This is a genomic window from Methylobacterium sp. E-041 (assembly GCF_022829665.1).
Taxonomy (GTDB): Bacteria; Pseudomonadota; Alphaproteobacteria; order Rhizobiales; family Beijerinckiaceae; genus Methylobacterium.
In genome coordinates this window covers 46,961-70,920 of the sequence record NZ_JAKSYQ010000069.1, presented here as the reverse complement: position 1 = coordinate 70,920, position 23,960 = coordinate 46,961, and the positions used below count along the sequence as shown (strand labels likewise).

The 23,960-nt window shown below is 72.2% G+C and carries 19 protein-coding genes; 6 read left to right on the top strand and 13 right to left on the bottom strand.

Features of this window, described 5'->3' with window-relative positions; all coding sequences use genetic code 11:
- Window positions 1-99: 99 nt before the first annotated feature.
- The 5 genes from MKK70_RS06490 to MKK70_RS06470 form a co-directional block, all read right to left on the bottom strand.
- Entirely contained in the window at window positions 100-1,407 is a 1,308-nt protein-coding gene (locus MKK70_RS06490; RefSeq protein WP_243946435.1) for a flavin monoamine oxidase family protein, read from the bottom strand.
- Window positions 1,408-1,453: 46 nt separating this feature from the next.
- Window positions 1,454-1,726, bottom strand: coding sequence for a hypothetical protein (locus MKK70_RS06485; protein ID WP_147727263.1), 273 nt, complete (start codon window positions 1,724-1,726; stop codon window positions 1,454-1,456).
- 157 nt (window positions 1,727-1,883) lie between these two features.
- Window positions 1,884-4,364 carry an ATP-dependent Clp protease ATP-binding subunit ClpA gene (gene clpA / locus MKK70_RS06480; protein WP_243946433.1) on the bottom strand — a complete coding sequence of 827 codons (2,481 nt, stop codon included), beginning with the start codon at window positions 4,362-4,364 and terminating at the stop codon, window positions 1,884-1,886.
- Window positions 4,365-4,390: 26 nt separating this feature from the next.
- A complete protein-coding gene (gene clpS, locus MKK70_RS06475; protein ID WP_243933045.1) occupies window positions 4,391-4,807 on the bottom strand; it encodes an ATP-dependent Clp protease adapter ClpS in 417 nt (138 codons plus the stop codon).
- Window positions 4,808-4,960: 153 nt separating this feature from the next.
- Window positions 4,961-5,338: a phasin family protein gene (locus MKK70_RS06470; RefSeq protein ID WP_243946431.1), complete on the bottom strand. Its 378-nt coding sequence runs from the start codon at window positions 5,336-5,338 to the stop codon at window positions 4,961-4,963.
- 298 nt (window positions 5,339-5,636) lie between these two features.
- On the opposite strand from MKK70_RS06470, the gene MKK70_RS06465 reads away from it, so the two are divergent.
- Complete coding sequence (locus MKK70_RS06465) at window positions 5,637-7,130, top strand: D-alanyl-D-alanine carboxypeptidase (protein WP_243946429.1); 1,494 nt, start codon at window positions 5,637-5,639, stop codon at window positions 7,128-7,130.
- A 143-nt stretch (window positions 7,131-7,273) separates the two neighbouring features.
- On the opposite strand, the gene MKK70_RS06460 is transcribed toward MKK70_RS06465, so the two are convergent.
- Genes MKK70_RS06460 through MKK70_RS06450 form a run of 3 tightly spaced genes read right to left on the bottom strand, consistent with a single transcriptional unit; the run spans window position 7,274 to window position 9,400 of the window.
- Window positions 7,274-7,984 (bottom strand): J domain-containing protein, encoded by a 711-nt coding sequence (locus MKK70_RS06460; protein WP_243946427.1) that lies wholly within the window; start codon window positions 7,982-7,984, stop codon window positions 7,274-7,276.
- Between the two features lie 4 nt (window positions 7,985-7,988).
- The gene (locus MKK70_RS06455) at window positions 7,989-8,255 is read right to left on the bottom strand and encodes a hypothetical protein (RefSeq protein ID WP_243946425.1); all 267 of its coding nucleotides are present in this window, start codon (window positions 8,253-8,255) and stop codon (window positions 7,989-7,991) included.
- A complete protein-coding gene (locus MKK70_RS06450; RefSeq protein WP_243946422.1) occupies window positions 8,252-9,400 on the bottom strand; it encodes a S1C family serine protease in 1,149 nt (382 codons plus the stop codon). The genes MKK70_RS06455 and MKK70_RS06450 overlap by 4 nt, the downstream gene beginning before the upstream one ends.
- Before the next feature lie 427 nt (window positions 9,401-9,827).
- On the opposite strand from MKK70_RS06450, the gene MKK70_RS06445 reads away from it, so the two are divergent.
- The gene (locus MKK70_RS06445) at window positions 9,828-10,043 is read left to right on the top strand and encodes a hypothetical protein (protein ID WP_147729791.1); all 216 of its coding nucleotides are present in this window, start codon (window positions 9,828-9,830) and stop codon (window positions 10,041-10,043) included.
- Window positions 10,044-10,340: 297 nt separating this feature from the next.
- On the opposite strand, the gene MKK70_RS06440 is transcribed toward MKK70_RS06445, so the two are convergent.
- On the bottom strand, window positions 10,341-13,781 hold the full coding sequence (locus MKK70_RS06440) for an SbcC/MukB-like Walker B domain-containing protein (protein ID WP_243946420.1): 3,441 nt from the start codon (window positions 13,779-13,781) through the stop codon (window positions 10,341-10,343).
- A gap of 160 nt (window positions 13,782-13,941) precedes the next feature.
- On the opposite strand from MKK70_RS06440, the gene MKK70_RS06435 reads away from it, so the two are divergent.
- Window positions 13,942-14,808 (top strand): sialate O-acetylesterase, encoded by an 867-nt coding sequence (locus tag MKK70_RS06435; protein WP_243946419.1) that lies wholly within the window; start codon window positions 13,942-13,944, stop codon window positions 14,806-14,808.
- Window position 14,809: 1 nt separating this feature from the next.
- Here MKK70_RS06435 and MKK70_RS06430 read toward each other — a convergent pair whose 3' ends face one another.
- The 3 genes from MKK70_RS06430 to MKK70_RS06420 are packed head-to-tail and all read right to left on the bottom strand — an operon-like array spanning window position 14,810 to window position 17,269.
- Window positions 14,810-15,436, bottom strand: coding sequence for a DUF4194 domain-containing protein (locus tag MKK70_RS06430; RefSeq protein ID WP_147729679.1), 627 nt, complete (start codon window positions 15,434-15,436; stop codon window positions 14,810-14,812).
- Window positions 15,429-16,814: a Wadjet anti-phage system protein JetA family protein gene (locus tag MKK70_RS06425; RefSeq protein WP_243946418.1), complete on the bottom strand. Its 1,386-nt coding sequence runs from the start codon at window positions 16,812-16,814 to the stop codon at window positions 15,429-15,431. The genes MKK70_RS06430 and MKK70_RS06425 overlap by 8 nt, the downstream gene beginning before the upstream one ends.
- 35 nt (window positions 16,815-16,849) lie before the next feature.
- Complete coding sequence (locus MKK70_RS06420; protein WP_147728502.1) at window positions 16,850-17,269, bottom strand: FKBP-type peptidyl-prolyl cis-trans isomerase; 420 nt, start codon at window positions 17,267-17,269, stop codon at window positions 16,850-16,852.
- Window positions 17,270-17,609: 340 nt separating this feature from the next.
- Here MKK70_RS06420 and ggt point away from each other — a divergent pair, with 340 nt between their 5' ends.
- Together ggt and MKK70_RS06410 are read left to right on the top strand one after the other, a co-directional pair.
- The gene (gene ggt, locus MKK70_RS06415) at window positions 17,610-19,301 is read left to right on the top strand and encodes a gamma-glutamyltransferase (RefSeq protein ID WP_409568251.1); all 1,692 of its coding nucleotides are present in this window, start codon (window positions 17,610-17,612) and stop codon (window positions 19,299-19,301) included.
- 81 nt (window positions 19,302-19,382) lie between these two features.
- A complete protein-coding gene (locus MKK70_RS06410) occupies window positions 19,383-19,697 on the top strand; it encodes a hypothetical protein (RefSeq protein ID WP_243946416.1) in 315 nt (104 codons plus the stop codon).
- Here MKK70_RS06410 and MKK70_RS06405 read toward each other — a convergent pair.
- Window positions 19,685-22,441: an autotransporter domain-containing protein gene (locus tag MKK70_RS06405; protein WP_243946415.1), complete on the bottom strand. Its 2,757-nt coding sequence runs from the start codon at window positions 22,439-22,441 to the stop codon at window positions 19,685-19,687. The two genes, MKK70_RS06410 and MKK70_RS06405, sit on opposite strands and share 13 nt — an antisense overlap.
- Before the next feature lie 266 nt (window positions 22,442-22,707).
- Between MKK70_RS06405 and ruvB the strand changes: the two genes are divergently transcribed.
- On the top strand, window positions 22,708-23,769 hold the full coding sequence (gene ruvB / locus MKK70_RS06400; protein ID WP_147843182.1) for a Holliday junction branch migration DNA helicase RuvB: 1,062 nt from the start codon (window positions 22,708-22,710) through the stop codon (window positions 23,767-23,769).
- Window positions 23,770-23,960 lie beyond the last annotated feature (191 nt).

The following is a 23,960-nucleotide window of genomic DNA, read 5'->3' as shown; positions in this document are numbered from 1 at the left end:
CGACGGTTCTCGCGAGAGCGTCGCACGTCACGACCCCCTCTCCCGCATGGGAGAGGGCCTGCACCCCGATCCGCACGCGAGATCCGCGTCCGATCCCCCTCAGCCCAGCATCCGCAGGACGGCCCGCGCGGCGCGTTCGCCGTCGAGGGTCGCGCCGCCGACCGTCATGGCGCCGCCGCCGGCATAGGCTTCGCCGGCGAGGAAGATGCGGTCGCCGATCGCCGCCTGCAGGGCGGTCCGGGCGTCGGCATGGCCGGGATGGGCGATCGCGTAGCTGCCGCGCGCATGCGGATCGGTCCACCAGCCGGCAAGCTTGCCTGCCGTCACGGCGCCGCGCGCCTGCGTGCCGAGGATCGCCACCAGCCGGTCCGTGACCTCGGCGACGGCCGCCGCTTCGCCGAGCTCGCACAGGGCACGGGATCCGTCGCCGCCGATGTTGGCCACCGCGAGCGGTCGGTCGAACGGCGAGACCTCGAAGTAGATCGTCCGGTCCTGGTCGCCGCGGTGCGCCACGGACACTGCGTCCCCCACCGCCTTCAGGTCGATCCGGGCGGGATCGAGCCGGAGGCCGACCTTGCTGTAGGCGCCTATGCCGAGGCCGCCGAGCGCATCCCGCGTCGGGGCCGGCAGGTCCGGCGTGAAGCGGATCGTGCCCGCCGCCAGCACGCCGACCGGAACGGTGAGGATCACCGCCGCGGCGTCGAGCGTGCCGCCGGGAGTCGTCACCCGCACGCCCTCGCCGGTCCAATCGATGGCGGTCGCGGCCGTGCCGAGGGAGACCGGCATCGTCGCGAAGCGGCGCCGGACCAGGCTGCCGTAGCCGTCGAGCCACAGGTCGGTGCCGGACCACAGCCGGTCGTAGTCGAGCACCGAGACGCGCTCGGGCTCCTCGCCGAGCGACAGCCGGGCAAGGCCCGCCGCCGCCTGCGCCATGTCCGGCCCGGCCGCGGCGGCGGCTTCGGCAAGCGACCGGTCGGGGCCGTCCACCGGCTTCAGGGCGGCGTCGAGGCCGGAGAAGGCGGCGCGGCGTCGGTTGCGCTCGGTCACGGTCGCCGGGCGCCCGTCGACGAACAGGATCCGCGCCCAGCCTTCCTGCCCGGCGATCCGCACGTTCTCGCGTTCGGCGACGGCGCGCCAGGGATTGCGCTCGGCCCAGTGAACGTACTCGGCACCGGCATCGAAGGGACAGTCCGGCCCGAGCCCGAGCTCGGTATGGGCGCGACCGCCGATGCGGTCGCGCGCCTCGATCACGGTGAAGGGACGCCCGGCCTGGCGCAGGATGTCGGCGGCCGCGAGCCCGGCCGCACCGGCGCCGACGACGATCACCGGCCCGTCGCGACCGGCCGCCCTCACGACCGGAGCCGCGAAGAGGGCGCCGATCAGTGCGGCGCGACGGGTGAGGGACATGACGGCTCCGTTCGCGCGAGTGCGTGCGGCGACCGGAGCGACGCGATCAGGCGCGCTTCTCCATCATCGCCTTGACCTGCATCAGCTGGTCCCAGACCTGGCCCGGCGAGGTTCCCATGAACTCGAAGCCGGCATTGATGCCCCAGTAGATCCCGAGGCAGATCAGCGGCACCAGCACCCAGGCCAGGATCTCCTCGCCGCGGCGGCGGCGGGTCCGGCGGCGGCGGCGCTCCTCGCGTCGGGTGACGGGCTTCGGTCGGGCGGGCGCCGCCGTGGGCTGATCGACGGGCAGGAGGGGGCCCTCATGCAGTTCGCTCATCGTCACGCCCGCTCGATCCTTCGCGGCGACGGTCGGCCGCCGCGTCCATGGTGCAATCGTCCGCGAACCTGAAAGCCGCATTCGCCGTCATGCGCAAGGCCCCGGAGCGCGAGGCGCGCTCCGGGGCCAGGTCGATCGGGCTCACGTCGCTCCGGCGTCAAGCCCGGACGAGGGGGACTTTCGGCACCGTGCGGACGCCGCCGCCACCCGAATTGCCGCCCTTGTCGTCCTTGGGCGTCTTCTTGCGGGCCGCGGCCCGGGGCTTGGCGCGCTTGTGCTTCTTGACCGCGTTGGTCACGTCCGCCTCGGGCTTCGGCACCACGGGGCCGGCTGGGAACTCGAAGCCCAGCGTCTCCTTGCCGCCGGCCTTCGCCTCCGCATCCTCGGGCTTGCGCACGATGACGCGGACCGCGCCGCCGTTCTTCAGCTTGCCGAACAGCACCTCGTCGGCGAGCTGCGTCTTGATGCTCGACTGGATCAGCCGCGCCATCGGGCGGGCGCCCATCGCATCGTCGTAGCCGTGCTCGACCAGCCACGCGCGCGCCTCGTCCGACAGCTCGATCGTGACGTTGCGATCGGCGAGCTGCGCCTCGAGCTGGAGCACGAACTTATCGACGACCCTGGCCACGACCTCCTTCGGCAGGTGGCCGAACGAGATGATCGCATCGAGCCGGTTGCGGAATTCCGGCGCGAACAGCTTGTTGATCGCCTCGACGTCGTCGCCCGTGCGCTTGGCCTGGGTGAAGCCGTAGGCCGACTTCGCGAGGTCGGACGCGCCCGCGTTCGTGGTCATGATGATGATCACGTTGCGGAAATCGACCTGCTTGCCGTTGTGGTCGGTGAGCTTGCCGTGGTCCATCACCTGCAACAGGATGTTGAACAGGTCCGGGTGCGCCTTCTCGATCTCGTCGAGCAGCAGCACGCAGTGCGGGTGCTGGTCGATCCCGTCGGTCAGCAGGCCGCCCTGGTCGAAGCCGACATAGCCGGGCGGTGCGCCGATCAGGCGCGAGACGGTGTGGCGCTCCATGTATTCCGACATGTCGAACCGCAGCATCTCGACGCCGAGCGACGACGCCAGCTGCTTGGCGGCCTCGGTCTTGCCGACGCCGGTCGGTCCCGCGAACAGGTAGGAGCCAATCGGCTTGTCCGGGTCGCGCAGGCCGGCGCGCGCCAGCTTGATCGCCGAGGTCAGCGCATCGATGGCGTTGGGCTGGCCGTAGACGACGCGCTTCAGGTTCTCGGTGAGGTGCTGGAGCACCACCGCGTCGTCCTTCGACACGGTCTTCGGGGGGATGCGCGCCATCGTGGCAATCGTTGCCTCGATCTCCTTGATGCCGATCACGCGCTTGCGGCGCGCCTCCGGCACCAGCATCTGCGACGCGCCGGTCTCGTCGATCACGTCGATCGCCTTGTCGGGCAGCTTGCGGTCGTTGATGTAGCGTGCCGACAGCTCGACCGCGGCCTTCACGGCCTCGGTGGTGAACTTGAGCTTGTGGAACTCCTCGTAATAGGGCCGCAGGCCCTTTACGATCTCAATCGCGTCCGGGATCGACGGCTCGGCGACGTCGATCTTCTGGAAGCGACGCACCAGGGCGCGGTCCTTCTCGAAGTACTGGCGGTACTCCTTGTAGGTGGTCGAGCCGATGCAGCGCAGGGTCCCGGCGGCAAGCGCGGGCTTGAGCAGGTTCGAGGCGTCCATCGCGCCGCCGGAGGTGGCGCCGGCGCCGATCACGGTGTGGATCTCGTCGATGAAGAGCACCGCGTTCGGGTGCGCCTCGATCTCCTTCATCACCTGCTTCAGGCGCTCCTCGAAGTCGCCGCGGTAGCGCGTGCCGGCGAGCAGCGTGCCCATGTCGAGCGAGAACACGGTGGCGTCGGCCAGGACCTCCGGCACCTCCTTCTGCACGATCTTGCGGGCGAGCCCTTCCGCGATCGCGGTCTTGCCGACGCCGGGATCGCCGACCAGCAGCGGGTTGTTCTTCTGCCGGCGGCACAGCACCTGGATCGTGCGCTGGACCTCGCTCTTGCGGCCGATCAGCGGGTCGACCTTGCCGTCGCGGGCCTTCTTGTTGAGGTTGACGCAGTAGGCGTCGAGGGCGTCGCCCTTCTTCTTCGTGCGGTTCTCGCCGTCGTCGCTCGGGCGCTCGTTCGAGCCCTCGTCGTCTGCCCCGCGCACCGGCTTCGCCTCGGAGGCGCCGGGGCGCTTGGCGATGCCGTGGCTGATGTAGTTGACCGCGTCGTAACGGGTCATGTCCTGCTCCTGCAGGAAGTAGGCGGCGTGGCTCTCGCGCTCGGCGAAGATCGCCACCAGCACGTTGGCGCCGGTGACCTCCTCGCGGCCCGAGGACTGCACGTGGATCACCGCGCGCTGGATCACGCGCTGGAAGCCGGCCGTGGGCTTGGCGTCCTGGCGTCCGTCGCCGGTGAGGTTGGAAAGCTCGGTGTCGACGTACTCGACGAGGCTGCGCTTCAGCGTGTCGATCTCGACGTTGCAGGCCCGCATGACGGCGGCGGCGTCCTGGTCGTCGACCAACGCCAGGAGCAGATGCTCCAGCGTGGCGTATTCGTGCCGGCGCTCGCCGGCCAGCGCCAGGGCGCGGTGGAGAGCTTGTTCAAGGCTGCGTGAGAAGCTGGGCAATGCTCGAGCCTTTGTGCTGCGTGAGCCTACTTTTTTTCCATAACGCACTGCAGAGGATGTTGGTGTTTGCGCGCAAAGTCCATGACCTGCGTCACCTTGGTCTCGGCGACCTCGTAGGTGAACACCCCGCATTCTCCGACGCCGTTATGATGCACGTGCATCATGATCTGGTAGGCGTCTTCGTGGGTCTTGTTGAAGAAACGCTCGACCACCAGCACGACGAAATCCTGCGGCGTGTAGTCGTCGTTGAGCAATAGCACCCGATACAGGCTCGGCCGCTTGGTCTTCGGCTTGGTACGGGTGATGATCGCCGTATTCGAGCGATCGTCGCCGCCCGGGTCCCCGGGGTCCGAGGCGGTCGTCGTGAATCGCACCGCCTCGAGCGAAGGCCGGCCTGTCGAGTCGTGGGGATGAGCGGTGCCCCGCATCGGGACGTCTGTCATCGTGATGGAACCGGCTCCTTCGTGCCGACCGGGGCTTGTCGCGTCGCTGCGACGGGCCCGGCCGCGTCTGAGCCAATCTAGGCGGCGGGATTCGGTTTCGCCAGTCGTCTGCGCGCAACTGTCCGGGAGCGGGCCGCCGCACCCGCAAACGGATCAGGCGGCGGTTCGCGCCGCCGCCGCCGTGGCGGACCGGCCGGCCAGCGTCGTGAACGGCTTCGTCATGTCCTGGGCCAGCGTGGCGTAGAGGTCGCGGAAGGTCGCCGCGCGCGCCATCCAGAGCTCGCCGGAGGTCTTCACGAACGCGCTCTGGATCTCGATCGCCTTGGCCGGGCTGCCGGCCTTCACGACCTTTTCCGTGGTCGCGGTGACCTCGGCGCTGACCTGCTTGAGGAAGTCCATCCACTCGATGCCGATGGTCTGGCTGGTGCGGGCGGCGGCGCCAACGCTCTGGCTCAGCGCCGCGGCGCCGGCCTTCGCGCCGTCGAGGCCGTTGCGGACCGTGTCGGCGGCCGGGGCGTAGGATGGGGTCATGAAGCATCTCCTGCGGCGCCACGGCCTCGACCGCGCGCCCGCGAATAATCGGGGTGCCACCGTCGTCCGGCCCGAACGGCTACGGCCCGTCACATTTGTGCACTGCAGCATCCGCCGTCAATCCGTGTTGCGATGCAAAAGTGATGCGTCGAATGTCGTCGGCTCCATTAACCGCGCCGTAACTGCATCGCCGTAGCGTGTTTGACAGACGTGATCGGGCCACGCCGCAGGGCATGTCCGAGCTGAATGGTGCGATGCAAACTGGCCGTGGCCGGTCTGTCGAGGGCAATGAGTCGTGATGCGTAGCGTTTCCCGTCGCTCCCGGACCGTGCCTACGATCTCGGCCGCGCTCGCCGCCGCCGCGGTCCTGACCGCGCTGGCGTCTCCCGCCGAGGCGCGCCGCCACGGGCGCCACGTCCGCCCCGGCGGCGGCTACAATCCGCCCTACGCCGCGATGGTGGTCGACGTGAAGTCCGGCCGCACGCTGCACGCGGTGAACGAGGACGCGATCCGGCACCCGGCCTCGATCACCAAGGTGATGACCCTCTACATGCTGTTCGAGCAGATGGAGAAGGGGCGCTTCGCCCTCGATTCCGAGCTGACGATCTCGGCCCATGCCGCAGCCCAGGCGCCGTCGAAGCTCGGCCTGCGGCCCGGGCAGACCATCGCCGTCGAGGACGCGATCAAGGCGATCGTCACCAAGTCGGCCAACGACGTGGCCTGCGCCATCGGCGAGAACATCGCCGGCTCCGAGGAGCGGTTCGCCGAGCTGATGACCGCCAAGGCGCACGCGCTCGGCATGAGCCGCACGCACTACGCCAACGCCTCGGGCCTTCCCGATTCCGAGCAGGTGACGACGGCCCGCGACCTCACCGTGCTGGCCCGCGCGATCCAGGACCGCTTCCCGCGCTACTACCGCTACTTCCAGACCCGGTCCTTCGCCTTCCGCGGCCGGACGATCGGCAACCACAACCACCTGCTCGGCAACGTCGAGGGCGTCGACGGCATCAAGACCGGCTACACCCGCGATTCCGGCTTCAACCTGATGACGGCGGCCAAGTCCGACGACCGCCAGATCGTCGCGATCGTGCTCGGCGGCAAGTCGGGCGCCAGCCGCGACCGGATCATGGCCGACCTCGTCCGCGCCAGCCTGCCGCGCGCCTATGCCGGCGCCCGCCAGGCGCCGCCGACCGTCGAGGTCGCCGAGCGCGCCCGGCCGGCGGTCGTCGCCGACGCGGTCTCGCGGACCCGGACGCAGCTGGCTTCGGCCGAGGACGACGAGGTCGAGACCACGAACTCGACCGATGCCGGCCAGCCCCTCGACATCGCGCCGCGGCGCTCGACCGCGACCCCCGGCAGCGCCGGCGCCTTCAAGGCCGGCGCGCAGCCCCTGCCGAAGGCGGCGCAGGCCTACGCCGCGCCCGCGACGGCACAGGCCGCGTTCCCGGGCGGCGCACGCAAATCCGATCAGCGCATCGCGTCGGCCGACGGCCCGATCGCCCGCGCCGAGGCGCCGAAGCCCATCGCCGGCCCGAAGATCGTGCCGACGGCCTGGGTGATCCAGCTCGGCGCCATGGACGACGAGGGCAAGGCCAAGGCGATGCTGGCCGACGCCAAGGCGAAGGGCGGCGGCAGCCTCTCGAAGGCCGCGCCCTACACGGTGAAGGTCGAGCACAGCGGCGCCACCCTCTACCGCGCACGCTTCTCCGGCTTCCAGGAGCAGGACGCGGCGCAGGATGCCTGCTCCGCCCTGAAGCGCAGCGGCTTCAGCTGCTTCGCCACCCGCAGCTGATCCCCCTCACGTCGCGCCGCGGTCCGTTCGACCGTGGCATTCAGCGACCGGCGGCCTTCGCCGTCCCGGTCGCCATCAACGCCGACGGCGGACGCCGCCCTCGGCGAACGTCGTCCTGCACCCCTGGCAACGCGCGTGGAGTCTCAGCGATGTCGGTTCGTCAGCCTGTCGCGGGCCGCGTTGACGCGGGCCGCCCCTTCGGCGCTTCCCCCCTGGTCGGGGTGGGCGCGCTTCATCAAGGTCCGGTGAGCCGTGCGGACGGCCTCTGGGGTCGCCCCGCGCTCAAGCCCCAGGATCTGATAGGCCTCGTCCTGCGTCATCGTCCCTGGCTGCGCCGGACGGCGCGGCCCCGCGTCGCGATCGCGCTCAGCGTCTACACGCCAGCCGGCGTGCCGGCGGTCGAGATACGCCTCTAGCGGCACCACCGCCGCGGGATCCTGCGTCCGGCAGACCGCCAGCACCGCGCGGAGGTCGGCGAGCCCGAGGCTCTCGAGACGCCGGCCGCCGAGCGGGCCGCCGCGCAGGATGCCGTCGCCGACGCTGCCGTCGTCGCGCAGGACGAAATCCACCCGCGCCGTCCGGTGCCGTCTCGGCGACGGCTTCATCGACGCCAGCAGCCGCTTGAGCCGGGAACCCAGCGTCTCCGGCCCGTCGAGCAGCCAGACGCCGCCGAGCCCGACGACCAGGGCCGGGGCGAGCTGGCCGCGCAGCAGCAGGATGGCGGCGAGCCCGATCGCGATCCAGGCGCCGGCACGCCGGATCGACCGCGGGGTGAGCCTGGGCCCGAGCCGGCCGCCGTTCCGGCCGAGCCACCACAGGCCGAAACACGCCGCGAAGCCGAGGACGAGCAGCATCGGCCTAGCGCCGCGTGTCGAAGCTGGAACTCGCGCGCCCGCTGATGCGGATGCCCGTGCCCGGAAGGATCTCGTGGAACCCGGAATCGCGCCGCGGCGCCGGGATCTCGCGCGATCCGCAGCCCGGTTGCGGCGGCAGGCGCACGCCCTCCGGCGCGTCCTCGGGGCAGAGCCGCGGGCGCGCCGGCCTCTCGGCGGCTCGCGCGGGGAGGGGGGCGGCGATCGAGAGGCCGGCGGCGAGGCCGATCAGCACGGCGAGGGTTGGGATCATGGCCGGTTCTCCGCGACGTCCGCCGTCGTGATGCGCACGCGGCGGGTGCGCCCGTCCCGCTCAACCGCGAGGTCGATCGGCTGGCCGAGACCCGCCGCCTCGAGCGCCGCGGTGAGGTCGGCCAGGCGGTGGACCGGGCGGTCGCCGACGCCGACGACGACGTCGCCGATCGCCCCCGTCTGCGGGTCGACCCCGCGCAGGCCCGCGCCGGCGGCCGGCGATCCGCGCAGGACGCGGAGCACCACGACGCCGTCGATGCCGAGCCGGGCGGCGGTCGCCTCCTGACCGGCGATGATGCCGATGCCGGGGTTGCGCACGCGGCCGTTGCGGATGAGATCGGGTACCACGCGGTTGACCACGTCCACCGGCACCGCGAAGCCGATGCCGGCGCTCGCCCCGGACGGCGAGAAGATCGCGGTGTTGACGCCGATCAGCCGGCCGGCGGAATCGAGCAGCGGCCCGCCGGAATTGCCGGGGTTGATCGCCGCATCGGTCTGGATCACGCCGGACAATTCGCGGTCCTCGCTCGTCGGCAGGCGCCGCTGGAGCGCGCTGATCACGCCGGTGGTGAGGGTGTGGTCGAGCCCGAACGGGTTGCCGATGGCGAAGGTGGACTGCCCGACCTTCAGGTCGGCCGAGGTGCCGATGGCCAGCGGCGGCGGCGCCTTCGCCACCCGGCCGAGCCGCAGCACCGCGAGGTCGTAGGCCGGCGCGGCGCCGACCACGGTCGCGGAGACCACCTCGCCCGAGGACAGGCGCACCGAGATCGACCCGCCCGACTGGATCGCCGCCTGGACGACGTGGTTGTTGGTGACGACGTGGCCGCCGGCATCCCAGACGAAGCCGGTCCCGGTCTGGGTGTTGCCCGACCGGCCGCCCTCCTGGCCCTGCTCGGATTCGTCGTCGAGGCTCATCAGGTCGGCGCCGCGCGCCGCCCCTTGCGCGAAGACGTGCACCACCGAAGGGCTCGCCCGCTCGAACAGGGCGACGGTGGTCGCCTCCGCCGGTGCGAGGTCGCCGCGGGCGGTCACCGCGCGCGGGACCTCCCGCGAGAACAGGAACGCGGTGACGTAGGGCTGTGCGACGAACAGCGCCAGCAGCACCAGGATGGCGGCCAGCACTAGGCGCGCGAAACGATCCGGCACGATGACGCGATCTCCGACCGACGGGCACGACGACGCGGCCGACCCGCGATCCGTCGACCCTTAACGTGGCATTCAGCCTGCCCGCTTCAACGTTCTCTCACGGGAATGGTCAAGGTGCGGCGCCGCACCGTCGCGCTGCGGCGGAGACGCTAACGGAATGGTCATTCCTCAAGACCACAGTTTCGACAAGACGAAACGAAGTCCTGAGGTGTTCGCGCCCGATCTGCCACCGGTGGTCGGCAATCCGACGCGGGCGATTTGCGACGCAATCATGACCGGTTCCTGACGAGGGTGCCGCAATGATCGTGAAGCTGCCTTAGAGATGCTTCGATGTCTGGGCAATTACGCTGCGTTCCTGATCGGCCAGCCCTGGTGCCGGCCGTGGACGCCTGAACGGACGATACCGTTTCGGAAGGAAAAGAGTGAGATGGAAACCGAGGCCCTCGAACGACCCGCCGATCTGACGATCTGGCGCACCCTGCCGGCAAGCTCGCCGCTGGCGCAGCCCAAGCGCTACGGCACCCTGCGCGAGGCGATCGCCGCCGCCGCCGGCGCGCTGACCGACCCGGCCAAGCAGCCCTGGATCATCACGGACGAGGGCGAGATCCTGTCCCCGAACTGGATCCGCACCTACCTGAACTGAGACGTCGCGCCGGCCCCCCGGACGGGCGGCGCTTCCGCGACGCGACCGCGCCCGGCCCGATGCGCGGGCGCGGTCGCGCTGCCGACCGCCGGCCGCCCACGATGCGCGACGGTGCATAAGTCCGACACGCCGGAGTTTTGTCGTCGGCACTTTCACAAATGTGAATGGCGATCGGCCGAGCAAACCCTAGGATGTAATCAGCTCGATGAGTTCCCCCCTCTCGTCTGGCTGGCACCGCTGGCCGGACGTTCTCCCGATCGTTCTCGCGCCGGCGGTGCCTAATCGCGATCGCGCCGCCTACTCGGCCGCATCGCGATCGTCGTCGTACCGCTCCGGATTGATCGCGTGCAGCGCACGCTTGGCCGCCTCCAGCGGGTGCTCGGACTCGATCCGCACCGAGGCGAGATCCGGGCTCTTGTAGACGGTGACGATGGTGTCCATCACCTCGGTCAGCGTGGTGCGCTTGTCCTCCGGGGCGGCGATGAGCAGCTGCAGCCCCCACGCCGCGTAGAGATCGACCAGCGCCTGGCTGTTGCGCACGTCGAGCTTCGAGAACGCCTCGTCGAGCAGGCACAGGCCGAAGCCCGGATTCTCGTCGCCCGGCCGGTCGCCCGGATAGTAGGCGCTGGCGAGCGAGGCCGCGATCGCCACGTAGAACGGTGCCTGCGCCTCGCCGCCGGATCCGCGCAGCGCCCGGCTCGACATCGTGGTGCGGTTTCCCGCCCCGTCCCGCATCCCGATCTCGTAGACGAAGTAGTTGCGGTAGTCGGCCAGGCGTGCCGCGTCCTCGGCGCCGGAGATCAGGGCGGTGACCTCGGCAAGCGCAGCGGCCATCGGGCCCTCGCCGTCGTCCGGCAGCAGCGCCTGGGCCGCGTCGGGCGAGCGCGCCACCTCGGTCGCCAGCGCGTGGACGGCGGCGTAGCGGCGGTCGACCACGGCCTCGAAGGCGTAGGTCTGGCCGGTGAAGCGCTGAGTCGAGAGCCGCTCGTTGAGCGCGTCGAGGCGCGCGCGCACCCGCTCGAACTTGTCGGCGAGCCGCGTCAGCAGGTCCTCCGTCATCAGGCGGCGCATCTCGTCCGTCGCCCGCTCGGCCTGGGCTCGGTAGCGGCGCAGCTCGTGCCCCTCGACCTCGTCGTGCTCGCGCCGGACCCAGGCATAGCCCAAGGTCGCCGGCTGGTCGCCGCGGTTGCCGTCACCGCGGCCGAGCGGGTTGTCGATCCGCCACTGGGCGCAATACTCGGCGAGGTCGCGCTCGGCCGCGCGGCCGTGCGAGCGCGCGCTCTCGGCCGCCTCCTGCGCGAGGCTGCGCTCGGCCGACGCCGCAGCCGAGATCGCCTTCGCCTCCCGCCCAGCCAATCCCGCGCGGATCGCGTGGACGGGGGCGGCCGAGAACACCTGCCCGCGCACCATGCGGATGCGCAGGCAATCCCCGCTGGCGAGCCTATGCAGGGCGCTGCGGCGGGCGGCGAAGGCGGCGCGCGCCGCCTCGCGCCCGGCCCCGAGCCGCGCCTTGAGCCCGGCCTCCTCGGCGAGCAGGCCGTCGAGCTTCGGTTCCAGCACCTCGGAGAGCTCGCGCAGATAGGCGATGCGCTCGGCGGTGAGCGCCTTGATCTCCTCGGCGAGGCCGGCGGTGTCGCGCTTCTCGATCGCCTCGCGCTCGGTGGCGAGCGTGCGCTTGCGGCCCTCGATCCCGTCGATCTCCTCGCGCAGGGCGTCGCAATCCTCGACGCCGCGGGCGATGCGCGCGCGGATCGCCGCCGCCGTCCGCGCGGCCTCGCGCAGGACCACGGCCTCGCCGCGCAGGCGCTTGGCCTCCGCCACCGCGACCTCGTGGTTGCGCCGGCCTTCGGCGGTGGGGCCGCGCTGGCCACGGGTCATCAGCAGGTCGACCGAGCGGGTCACCGAGTAGGCCATGCCGGCGGTGGTGCGCCCGCTCGGCGCCACGGCGCGGCTCATCCGGCGCAGCTCGGCGTCGTCGCGGGCGAGATCGTAGCCGCCGAGCCGCACGCCGAGGAAGGCGGCGGCGTGCGGGTCGTCGGTCTCGATCACCGAGAGCGGGCCGTCGTCGAAGCGGCGCGCCCGCTGGCCGGCGGTGTCGGTCGTCTTCACCAGGATGCAGCGGCTGAACCGGTCGCGGTTGCCCTGGAGCACGCCGAGCGCCTCCTCGAGCCGGTCGGGCGCGACCACGAGGGCTTCGCGCGCCCGGCCGAGCAGGCCCTCAAGCGCCGGCCCCCAATGCGGATCGACGATCTCGGCGAGCTCGCAGACCGGCACGGCATCGATGTTGCGCCGGGCCAGCTCGGCGCGGAAGGCGACCGTGTCGGAGGAGAGCCGCGCGCCGTGCCCTGCGGCCGGGGCGGGGGCCGAGCGCTCGGCCTCGCTCTCCTGCGCGCGGGCCTTCAGCGCCGTGTCCTCGGCGGCCCGGTCCAGGGCCTCGTCGAACTCGGGCAGCCGCAGCAGGCCCTCGATCAGGTCGGGGAGGGGCCCGTCGTGGCGCAGGGTCTCCTCCGGCGGGGCCTCGCGGCGCAGCCCCGAGCGGGCGCAGGCCTCGGCGAGCCGCGCGGCCTGCGGCGCCACCTGGCGCAGCACCGGCGCGACCGCCTGGAGCTTGCCCATCTGCCCGACGAGGCCGACGAGGTCGGCGACCCGGGCCGCCAGGTCCCGCCGGTCGCGCTCCAGCATCGACAGGCCGATGGTCGAGGCGGCCAGGCGCCCGTCCGTGCCGCCGACGACGACGAGGGCCTTCTTCTCGGCGATCTCCCCGTCGATGTCGCGCACGAAGCCGCGGCTCGTGGCGACGCTCTCGCGGGCGATCCGCAGCGGCTCGGCGCCGGCGCGGAGCTTGGCCCGCACCGCCACGAGATCGTGGCAGCGGCGGCGCAGCTCGGCGCTGGCCGCCCGGGCCTCGTGGATGCCGGAGGCGAGCACCGCATCGGCCCAGGATTCGTAGCGCCCGGCGAGACGCTTCAGCCGCGCGAGCTTGACCTCCAGCTCCTCGATCGTCTCCAGCAGCCGGCGCCAATTCTCGACCGATTGCCGGACGCGCGCGACGTCGAGCGGCTCGGGGTCGAGGACGAAGCTGCGCACGAAGGCGCTCGAATCGAAGATCGGCTTGAACGCGACCGCGTTCGAGAAGGTGCGCAGGAAGTGGCGCGGGTCCGGCGCCGGCGCACCCTCGCGCAGGGTCGCCAGCACTTCCGCCGTGAAGCGCTCGCCGGAGGAGCGGAACTCCTCGAAGCGCTCGGCCCGCAGCCGCAGGTCCTTGGCGATCTCGGTCCACGGCGCGGTGAAGCTGCCCTCGGCATTGGTGCGCAGGTAGTCGCCGATCTCGAAGCGGTGCCCGGTGGCGATGAAGCGGGAGAGCACCTCCTCCTTCTGGTCGGTCGCCCGCGCGGCGAGCGCCAGCCCGAAGGAGACCGTGCGACCGCTCTCGGCGTTCTCGAACACCAGGGCGATGACGGTCTCGCAGGCCTCGCGCGTCGGGCGCCCGCCCTCGGCCGGGTCGCTGATCCAGCCGAGGCAGTAGTCGCGCACGGTGCGTGCGCTGCGGCCCGAGGCCGAGGCGTTCAGCGCCAGCCGGCTGGCGTTGTTGCCGGCCAGCACGGTCCCGACCGCATCGAAGATCGTCGACTTGCCGGCCCCCGTCGGCCCGACGAGCGCCGCCGCGCCCCGGATCCGGATCTGCTCGCGCCGGATGAGGTACCAGTTCGAAAGGGCGATGTCGGTGAGGCGGTACACCGGGGGCGGGTCCGATCCGGGTGAGGCGGGGGCGCCCAGTTGGCCAACCGCGCGGGCAGACGCAAGGGCGCGCAGAGCACGGACGGCGGCGGCGCCGCGGGTTTTCGGTGTAGAGGGGGGCCGGAAGCCCCTCGATCCCGGGGGCGCGGGCACGGCAGCCATGATCTTGAGAACGCAGCGCACGGGTCCTCGCCGGGCCAGGAGGCTCGGCGTTTCGGCCCTCGTCGGCCTCGCGCTGGCGTCGCCCGCGACGGCGGGGGTCTGCAGGCCGACCGATCGGGGGCGGGGCACCGACGTGGTGCTGCTCGCCGGGCAGTCGAACATGGTCGGGTTCGGCCTGGGCTTCGACGCCGCGCTCGACGGGACGCCCGATCCGCGCATCGGGCAGTGGAGCCAGGCCGGCGGCCGTGGCCGGATCGTGGCCGCGATCGATCCGCTCCTGCATCCGGGGCCCGCCGCGGGGCGGGTCGGCCTCGGCTTGAGCTTCGCCCGCGCCTACATCGCCGCGCGGCCGCCGGGCCGCCGGATCCTGCTCGTGCCCGCGGCCGTCGGCGGCACCGGCTTCGCCAACGGCCGCTGGAACCCCGGCGACGACCTGTTCGAGGCCGCGGTGAAGCGCACCAGCGCGGCGCTCGCCGCCGCGCCGAACGCCTGCCTCGCCGCGATCCTCTGGCACCAGGGCGAGGCCGATGTCGGCGCGCTGTCCGGCTCGGACTACGCCGCGCGGCTCACGCGCACCGTCGCCGCGTTCCGCGCCCGCATCGGCGGCGCGCAGAACGCGCCGTTCGTTACGGGGCGCTTCGAGCCGGAATGGGTGAAGCCGACGCCCGCGCAGACCGCGATCCTCGACGCGCTCGCGCACTTCGCCGACACGGTGCCGCGGACGGTCGACGTCTCGGCCGACGGGCTGACCGGAAACCCCGGCGACAAGATCCATTTCGACGCGGCCTCGCAGCGCATCCTCGGTCGGCGCTACTTCGAGGCTTTGCGCACGCTGCTGCCCGCGCCACGGGCGGCGAAGCCCTGACTCAGCCCTCGGCCGCCTCGGACCACGCCCGCAGGCGGTCGAGCCACGCGTCGGAGGCGAGCACCAGGATGCCGGGCAGGACGCTCACCGGGGTGACGCGCTCGGCCCTGTCGCGCTCGCCGAGCCGCAGGCCGCCGCGGCGGGCGATCAGGCGCAGGATCTCGATCAGCCGCGTCTCCTCGGGCGGATCGCTGCGGGCGGCGGTGCGGATGCGCTCGGTGACGTCGTCGGTGGTGCACTCGACGAGCCCGTCGGTGGAGACGCGGTGATCGCGCAAGCCTTCCTCGTAGATCAGGCGGAGCGCCAGCAGCACCAGGGTCTCGTCCTTGCGCAGGCGCTCGGCGACGATGTCGTGACGCGGGCCGTCCTGGGCCAGCGTGAGCGAGACCATCTGGTCGCGGTGCGACACGGTCAGCGCGTAGCCGAGGCAGGCGAAGTAGTCGGTGAAGAACGGGGCGTAGTGGCGCGCGATCTCGTAGCTGCGGCCGATGCCGGGGGTGTTCGCGTAGATCACCTGGCCCTTCAGCAGCACCGCGAGCGCGCGGGTCAGCTCCTCCACGTCGGGCGCGCGGGCGCCGGGCGGGGGCGGCTCCTCGCCGTCGACGATGGCGCGGAACGGCTCAAGCATGCCGGTCGCCCGAGATGCGGCGGATGACGAAGTCCGGGCAGTCGAGCCAGCCGTTCGCGAGCCGGCCCTCCACGCGGGCGATCGTGTAGCGCGTGCCGAGCGCGCCCTCGAACAGCACGTCGATCTCGCGCAGGCGCTGGAACACGACGAAGGCGTCGACGTCGGCGACCGCGATCGCCGAGCCGCGCAGGGTGCCGTCGGGCCCGAGGTGGCGGTCGAGGAAGGCGGTCATCGTCTCCGCCGTTACGGTGGTGCGGCGGCGATAGGCCGCCTTCGCCTCGACGAAGGCCTCGATCGCGGGATCGATCTCGAAATCCGGCAGCGCCTCGGTCTCGATCGGGACTTTTCGCCCGCGCGGGATCGCGAGGTGCGGCGTCCCGATCGGCGGGCGCAGCAGCGAGATCGCCGGTGCCACGTCCGGTGCGGCCGCCGCGGCGCCGACCGCGCGCAGGGCCGCCGCCGTGCGCTCGATCCCGGCCGAATCCGGCCGGTCCATGTAGCGGACGGCGGCCGCGATCCGGCGCTCCATCCGCGCGACCACGTCGTCGACGGCGTCGAGGTGCCGGTCGAGTCCTTCGAAGATCGACAGGATCTGGGTGAGGTCGGCGCGCACGCCGCGCTCGGCGACGCGGAGTTCCGCCGCCCTTCCCTCGCGCAGGATCGCCTCGGCGAGCGCGCGGATCAGCAGCGGGTCGCGCAGCGCGCGGCCCGCCTCGCGCACGATCGCCGAGCGGAAGCGGAACGGGTTGTAGCGCGTGTGCAGCGTCCGGTAGTCGCTGATCAGGTGGCGCTCGACGAAGTCCTCGAAGTAGAGGCGGAAGGCGGCGCGCATGTCCTCCTCGTGGAGAATGCGCTCCTCGATCTTGCGCATCGCGCCGGCCAGCCCGCGGACGTGCCCGAGGAAGGCCTGCGCCGCGCGGGCCGCGTTGCCGAGCGCCTCGGAGCGATCGGCCGGGTTGGCGATCGCGCTCTCCAGACTTCCGAGCACGTCGAGGATCGCGGCGCCGTAGGAGCGGGTCTCGCCGCGCTCCATCCGCGACAGCTCCTCGAGCAGCAGCCGCGCCTCGGGGTCGAAATCGACCACCGGCACGTAGCGCTCGCGCCGCTCGATCAGCCAGCCGGTCTCGAGGAAGCGCCGGAACAGCGCCGAGCGCCGCTCGATCGGATCGACCGGCACCGGCTCGTCGTCGGATTGCTGGTCGAGCGCCCAGTCGGCGGAGAAGTCGCCGATGGCGGCGAGCAGCTCCGCCTTGCGCACCGGGTCGGGGCTGGTGCCCATCACCTTGCGGTGCAGGTGCAGCAGCAGCGCGGCGTTGAAGGCCCGGCTCGGCGAGGCCAGCGGCCGGAACAGGTCGTCGGGAAGCTGCGCGAACAGCATCGTCTCGAACTCCCGCGTTCGCGCAGCCGTCCGCGTTACTTCGCGCCGAGAAGCTCGACGTCGAAGATCAGCGTCGCGCCGGGCGGGATGATGCCGCCGGCGCCGCGGGCGCCGTAGCCGAGCTCGGCCGGGATCACCAGGGTGCGCTTGCCGCCCTGCTTCATCGTGGCGACGCCGAGGTCCCAGCCCTGGATGACCTGGCCGGCGCCGAGGGTGAAGGTGAAGGGCTGGTTGCGATCCCGCGAGGAATCGAACTTCTTGCCCTTCTTGCCGGCGTCGTCGAGCCAGCCGGTGTACTGCACGGTCACCTTCTGGCCGGCCTTCGGCTCGGGCCCGGTGCCGACGACTTCGTCCTGATACTTCAGGCCGGAGGGCAGGGTGGTGTAGTCGGCGTTGGCGGCAGCGGTCATGGCGATCAGCACGGCTCCGGCGATGGGGAGAATAAAGCGAGGCATCGTTCCTCCGTCGGGCCGAGCCTCTTTCGGGCCGCCCGTCGAGGGGCCTCTTAACAGCAGGGCCGGGGCCGAGGCCAGCCGGCGGGGCTTTTCGCCGTCGGCGCACGCCGCGATCGGGCACGGAACGCGGCTTGCGGGGCGGGAGGCGGCCCTTCGCGATTTTCGCCCGGCGCCGGTTGACGCGGCGCCGACCTTGGCGGCCCATTCCACCGCCCGGGCCGCGAGCGCGGCCTCACCAACTTTCCTCGGAGCGACGATGCGCCTGGATCGAACGGACGGCAGCCCTGGCCCGACGCGGACGGCTGGGTCGCACCGCAGGCCGGCCCGGGCCGTCGCGGCGATGCTCGCGATCCTCGCCCTCGCGATGCCGGCCCGAGCGGCCTCGATCGCGCCCGCGGCGGCCGAGCACGGCATGGTCGTGACCGCGCAGCACCTCGCGACCCAGGTCGGCGTCGACGTGCTGAAGCGCGGCGGCAATGCCGTCGATGCGGCGGTGGCCGTCGGCTACGCGCTGGCGGTGGTCTACCCGGCCGCGGGCAACCTCGGCGGCGGCGGCTTCATGACCGTCCAGCTCGCCGACGGGCGCCGGACCTTCCTCGATTTTCGCGAGAAGGCGCCCTTGGCCGCGACCCGCGACATGTACCTCGACAGGGACGGGAACGTCATCAAGGGCCTGAGCGTCAGCGGCCCCCTCGCCGTGGCGGTGCCGGGCACCGTCTCCGGCCTGGAGACGGCGCGCGAGACCTACGGGACGATGGCCCGCGCCGAGCTGATCGCCCCGGCCATCGCCTACGCCGAGGGCGGTTTCGTCCTCGAGCAGGGCGATGCCGACATGTTCGCCATCGCCACCCCGGACCTGCGCAGGGATCCGGCCTCCGCCGCGATCTTCGTCAACGGCGATGCGCCGTTCCGGGCCGGCCGGACGCTCGTGCAGAAGGATCTTGCGGGAACGCTCCGGACGATCGCCGAGCACGGCGCGGCCGGCTTCTACGGCGGCCCGGTCGGCAGCGCGATCGTCGCGTCCAGCCAGGCCGGCAAGGGCCTGATCGTCCAGGCCGACCTCGACCGCTACCGCACCCGCCAGCTGAAGCCGGTCGAGTGCGACTATCGCGGCTACCGCGTGATCTCGGCCCCGCCGCCGAGCTCCGGCGGCGTCGTCATCTGCGAGATGCTGAACATCCTCGAAGGCTACCCCCTCGGCGATCTCGGCTGGGGTTCGGCGCAGGCGATCCACTACGAGATCGAGGCGATGCGGCACGCCTACGTCGACCGCAACAGCTACCTGGGCGATCCCGACTTCGTCGACAACCCGACCGCGCGCCTGACCGACAAGGCCTACGCGGCGACCATCCGGGGCGCGATCGATCCGGGCAAGGCCGGCGTGTCGAGCCGGCTCAAGCCGGGGGTGCCGCCGCACGAGGGCAGCAACACGACGCATTATTCCATCGTCGACGGCGCCGGCAACGCGGTCTCGGTGACCTACACCCTGAACGACTGGTTCGGCGCGCGCATCACCGTGCCCGGCACCGGCGTGCTGCTCAACGACGAGATGGACGACTTCACCGCCAAGGTCGGGGTCCCGAACATCTACGGGTTGGTGCAGGGCGAGGCCAACGCCATCGCGCCGGGCAAGACGCCGCTGAGCTCGATGAGCCCGACCATCGTGACCAAGGACGGCAAGCCCGTCCTCGTCACCGGCACGCCGGGCGGCAGCCGCATCCTCACCGTGGTGCTGCACAGCATCCTGAACGTCGTCGATTACGGCATGAACGTGCAGGAGGCGGCCGACGCGCCCCGCATCCACAACCAGTGGCTGCCCGACGTCACCAACGTCGAGCGGTTCGCGCTCTCGCCCGACACCCGCAGGATCCTCGAGGGCATGGGCCACCATTTCGCCGGGCCGCAGCCGGCCAACCACCTCGCCGCGATCCTGATCGGCGCGCCGGTGCTCGGCGGCAAGGCGGTCGGGGCGAACCGGTTCTACGGGGCGAACGACCCGCGCCGGAACACCGGCTTGGCGCTGGGCTACTGAGCGGCGCCCGACGCTGCCCCGTCCGCACACCGGGACCGAGAAAATCCGGCGACGTTTTCGTCGCTGGTGCGTTCCTGGAGGATGAACCCGACACCCGACGATTGGGACCAGCGCGTCGCGCACCTCTCCCAAAAGCTGCCCGCGCCGCTGCAGCGCGCCGTCGACTGGCTGCGCGAGCCGTCGCGCCTGTGGCTGCGGGTGGGGGCCGCGCTGCTGCTCATCCTCGGCGGGATCTTCTCGATCCTGCCGGTGCTCGGCCTGTGGATGCTGCCGCTCGGCCTCGCGCTTCTGGCGCAGGACGTGCCCTGGCTGAAGGTGCCGCTGGAGAAGGCCGCCCGCTGGATCGAGAGGACCTGGGCCGCCCTCGTCGCGTGGTGGCGGCGTCAGAAGCGGTAGGTCAGGTTGCCCTTGGCGCCGTGGTCCTGGGCGCGGGCGCCGATCTGCCCGGCATAGGACAGGCCGACGGTGGTCGAGGGTAGGACGATCCAGCTCAACCCGGTCTCGAGCAGCACGGCGCTGCGGTCGACCGGCGCGCCGCGGGTCAGCGCCGAGACGCCGCCGGCATTGAAGGCGAGGAGCGCGTTCGGGGTGACGTCGCCGAAGGCGCCGCGATACCCGACGAGGCCGCGCAGCAGCATCGGCAGGCCGCCGACGAAGCCGTCGATCCGCGCCTCGGCCCGCACGCCCGCGGTCGCGGTGGACACGGTGGCGTCGCGCGCCGCGCCGGTGAGCGCCGCTGCGCCGCCGGTCTCGGAAAAGGCGTCCTGCCCGACGCGGATCACCGCACCGCCGGCGAAAGGCTCCAGCGTCAGGCCGGCGAGGTCCATGCGGTAGCCGATTTCGCCGAAGCCCTGCGCGACGCTGCCGCCGTAAGAGGCGCGGGCGCTGTCGCGAAAGCCGGCGAACGCGACGTCGCGCCGGGTCTCGGTGTCGCTGACGCCGTAGAGGCCGCCGATCCGCAGGTCGAGCGCGCCGAGGCCGATGCCGGCATAGACCGACCCGAACCCGGTCTGGACGTTGCCGCTCGACATGCGCAGCGAGATGTCGAGGGCGGTGTCGGTGTAGCCGGCGGCGGCGCCGACGCGGATCAGGTCGCTCGCGGCGACGTCGCCGCCGATCACGAGGCCGCCGGTGTTGCGCTGGAGGGCGGCGGCGTTGCCGTCCGAGCCGGTGCGCCCGAAGCTGCCGAAGCCCTGGCCCCACAAGCCGACGATCCGCTGGTCGAGGCCGCCGGGGCCGAGGCCCGTGCCGCATTCGGGCACGGAGTTCAGCGACACCCGGGCGATCGGCGCACGCTCTGTCGGCAGGCCGGGCGCGGCCGGCGTGCAGGTGAGGCCGGCGCCGTCCGACCAGCGCATCCGATCGAGGATCGCCTCGCGCACCAGCCCGCCGGACTCGACGAGCGCGGTGACCGCGGTCGCGTGGACCTCGCCCGAGAGCGCGTCGAAGGCCTGCCGGGCCTGCGCGGCGGAAAGCGGGCCGACCGCGTCGTAGACCGCCTGGCCGGCACCGAGCGACTGCGCGCGCCGGCCGGCGGCGACGCCGTTCACCGTCGCGCCGGCGGTGTCGAAGCCGAGGTCGTTGCGGGTCAGGTGCAGCTGCACCGCGTCGTCCGCGTAGGTCAGCGACGGCGTCAGGAAGGCGAAGTTGGAGGTGACGGCGGCGAACTGCCCCTGCACGCCGCCCGCTGCCGTGAGGATCGTGTAGGTGGTGTTGGCGCTGTAGGCGCCTGGCTGCGCCTGCACGTCGACGAGGCCGCCGCGCAGGGTCGCGACGCCGCCCGCCGCGATCCGGTCGCTGTTGCCGGCCGCATCCGCCTTCACCTGGAAGATCGAGCCTGCCTCGAACAGCACGTTGCCGTTGGCCGACAGCGTGCCGATCCCGTCGTAGCCCGGCGCCGCGCGGCCGCCGCTGCGGACGCTGAGGCCGCCGAGCGTGCCGATGCCCTCGATCGTCGCGCCGGAGGCGACGCCGACATCGGCCGCGCCGAGGTCGCCGCCGACCCGCAGGCGGCCTTCCGCCACCGTCACGCCGCCGGCGAACGGGCTGTCGCCGGTGAGGTCGAGGCGGCCGGCGCCGGTCTTCACGACGGTGCCGGTGCCGTCGATCGTGCCGGAAAACAGCGCGTCGGTGCCGTTCGAGCCGGCGGTGAGGGTGGCTCCGCCCAGCGAGACCCGACCGTCGCCGTTCAGCGCGGCGACGCTCTGGTCGTAGCCGGCGAGGTCGAAGGTCCCGGCACCGGCGACGAGGAGCGCGCTGCCCGCGGGGAGGGCGCCCGCGATGCCGGCGCGCAGGGTCCCGTTGGTGACCGAGGTGGTTCCGGCGTAGCTGTTGGCCTGGGTCAGCAGGACGGTGCCGTCGCCGCTCTTGGCGAGCGTCCCGGGGCCCGACAGCACCGCGTCCACGGTGCCGCTCTGCAGGCCGTAGATCGCGCCGCGCAGCGTGCCGTTGCGGATCGTGCCGGCGGTGAGCACCACCGGGCCGGCGCTGGAGGCGGTGCCGCCGAGATCGAGCGTTCCGCCCCCGACCACGAGGGCCGCGTCCGCCGCGCCGAGACGACCGCTCCCGGTCAGCTGCAGCGTGCCGCCATCGACGCGGGTGCCGCCGAAGAAGTTGTTGGCGCCGGACAGCGTCACGGTGCCGGCGCCGGTCTTCACCAGCGGCCCGGGGCCGGTCAGCGCGGCCTCGATGCCGCCGGACTGCACGTCGTAGACCGAGCCGCGCAGCGTCCCGTCGGCGATGGTGCCGCCGGTGAGCCGCACCAGCCCGACGGCCTGGGTCGTGCCGCCGAGGTCGAGCCGCCCGCCCGAGACCAGCAAGGCGCCGTCGGTCGCGCCGAGCGTTCCGGGCGCGGAAGTCGCGAGCGTGCCGGCCGAGAGGCTGGTGCCGCCGGCATAGGTGTTGGCGGCCGAGAGCGTGACGCGGCCGGTGCCGGCCTTCGACAGGCCGCCGGGACCGACGACCGGGCTCGCCAGCGTCGCGTCGTCCGGCCCGTCGCAGGCGAGGCCCGTCGCGGTCGCCACGCAGGCCGCACGGGCCGGATCGGGCGCCGCCATCGACGCTGCCCCGAGGATCAGCGGCAGCACCGCCGTCGTGGCGAGGAGGCGACGGCGCGGCGGGCAGGATACGAGGTGCGGCATGCGGCCCATCCGAAGGCGCGAAGAGACGATCCGGCGATCGCGCGACGGCGCGGTCGTCGGTCCGGTGCCGGGAACGACGGCACGGGGCGGCGGTGAAGACAGGGGCCAGGAGGCCGGGAAACGATTAACGCGACCTCAACCATGCCGAAGAAAAAACAATCGAGGGTTGTTTTTCGGGCTTGGCCGGACGATCCGACGGCGGCAAGGCGCGCTTAGACATCGCCGCGGGCGCGGGTTAGGAGGATCGCATCCCCAGCCGAGGCTCCATGAGCAAGCCGAAACCCCTGACCAGCGCGATCCTCGACCCGGAGAAGCGGGCCGACGACGTCGATCAGACCATCCGTCCGCTTAGCCTGTCCGAGTTCATCGGGCAGCGGGCGGCGCGCGCCAACATGGAGATCTTCATCCAGGCGGCGAAGATGACCGGCCAGGCGCTCGACCACGTCCTTTTCGTCGGGCCGCCTGGCCTCGGCAAGACCACCCTGGCGCAGATCGTGGCGCGCGAGCTCGGCGTGAACTTCCGCTCGACCTCCGGGCCGGTGATCGCCAAGGCCGGGGATCTGGCGGCCCAGCTCACCAACCTCGAAGAGCGCGACGTGCTCTTCATCGACGAGATCCACCGCCTCAACCCGGCGGTGGAGGAGATCCTCTATCCGGCGATGGAGGATTACCAGCTCGACCTGATCATCGGCGAGGGGCCGGCGGCGCGCTCGGTCAAGATCGAGCTGCCGAAGTTCACGCTCGTCGGCGCCACCACCCGCGCGGGCCTGCTGACGACGCCGCTGCGCGATCGCTTCGGCATCCCGATCCGGCTCGAATTCTACGACATCGACGAGCTGCAGCTCATCGTCAGCCGCGGCGCGCGGGTGCTCGGGCTCGGCATGTCCGACGACGGCGCCAACGAGATCGCCCGGCGGGCCCGCGGGACCCCGCGCATCGCCGGCCGCCTACTGCGGCGGGTGCGCGACTTCGCCGTCGTCGCCGAGGCGCCGACCGTGACGCGGGCGATCGCCGACCGGGCGCTGAAGCTGCTCGACGTCGATCCCGTCGGCCTCGACGTGATGGACCGAAAGTACCTGACGATGATCGCGAAATCCTTCGGCGGCGGCCCCGTCGGGATCGAGACCATCGCGGCCGCGCTGTCGGAGCCACGCGACGCGATCGAGGACATCATCGAGCCCTACCTGATCCAGCAGGGTTTCGTGATGCGCACGCCGCGCGGGCGGGTGCTGACGCAGCATGCCTTCAAGCACATGGGGTTCGCCATGCCCAAGCGCGACCCGATCACGCAGATCGGTCTCTTCGTCGAGGACGAGCCCGAGACCTAGTCCGTGCCGTCGCATTGCCGAAGCGACCGTCCGAGGACGGGACACGAAGTCGCGTTTCATCGAGTTCCGCCGAGGCGCAACGCCGTCGACGCATGCCGTTCCACCGGTTCAGCTATGCCATGTCGGCATAGGACGCGGTTCGGAAACTTGTCACATGCCACCGCCATAAACCAAGCAAGGCATTGCGACTA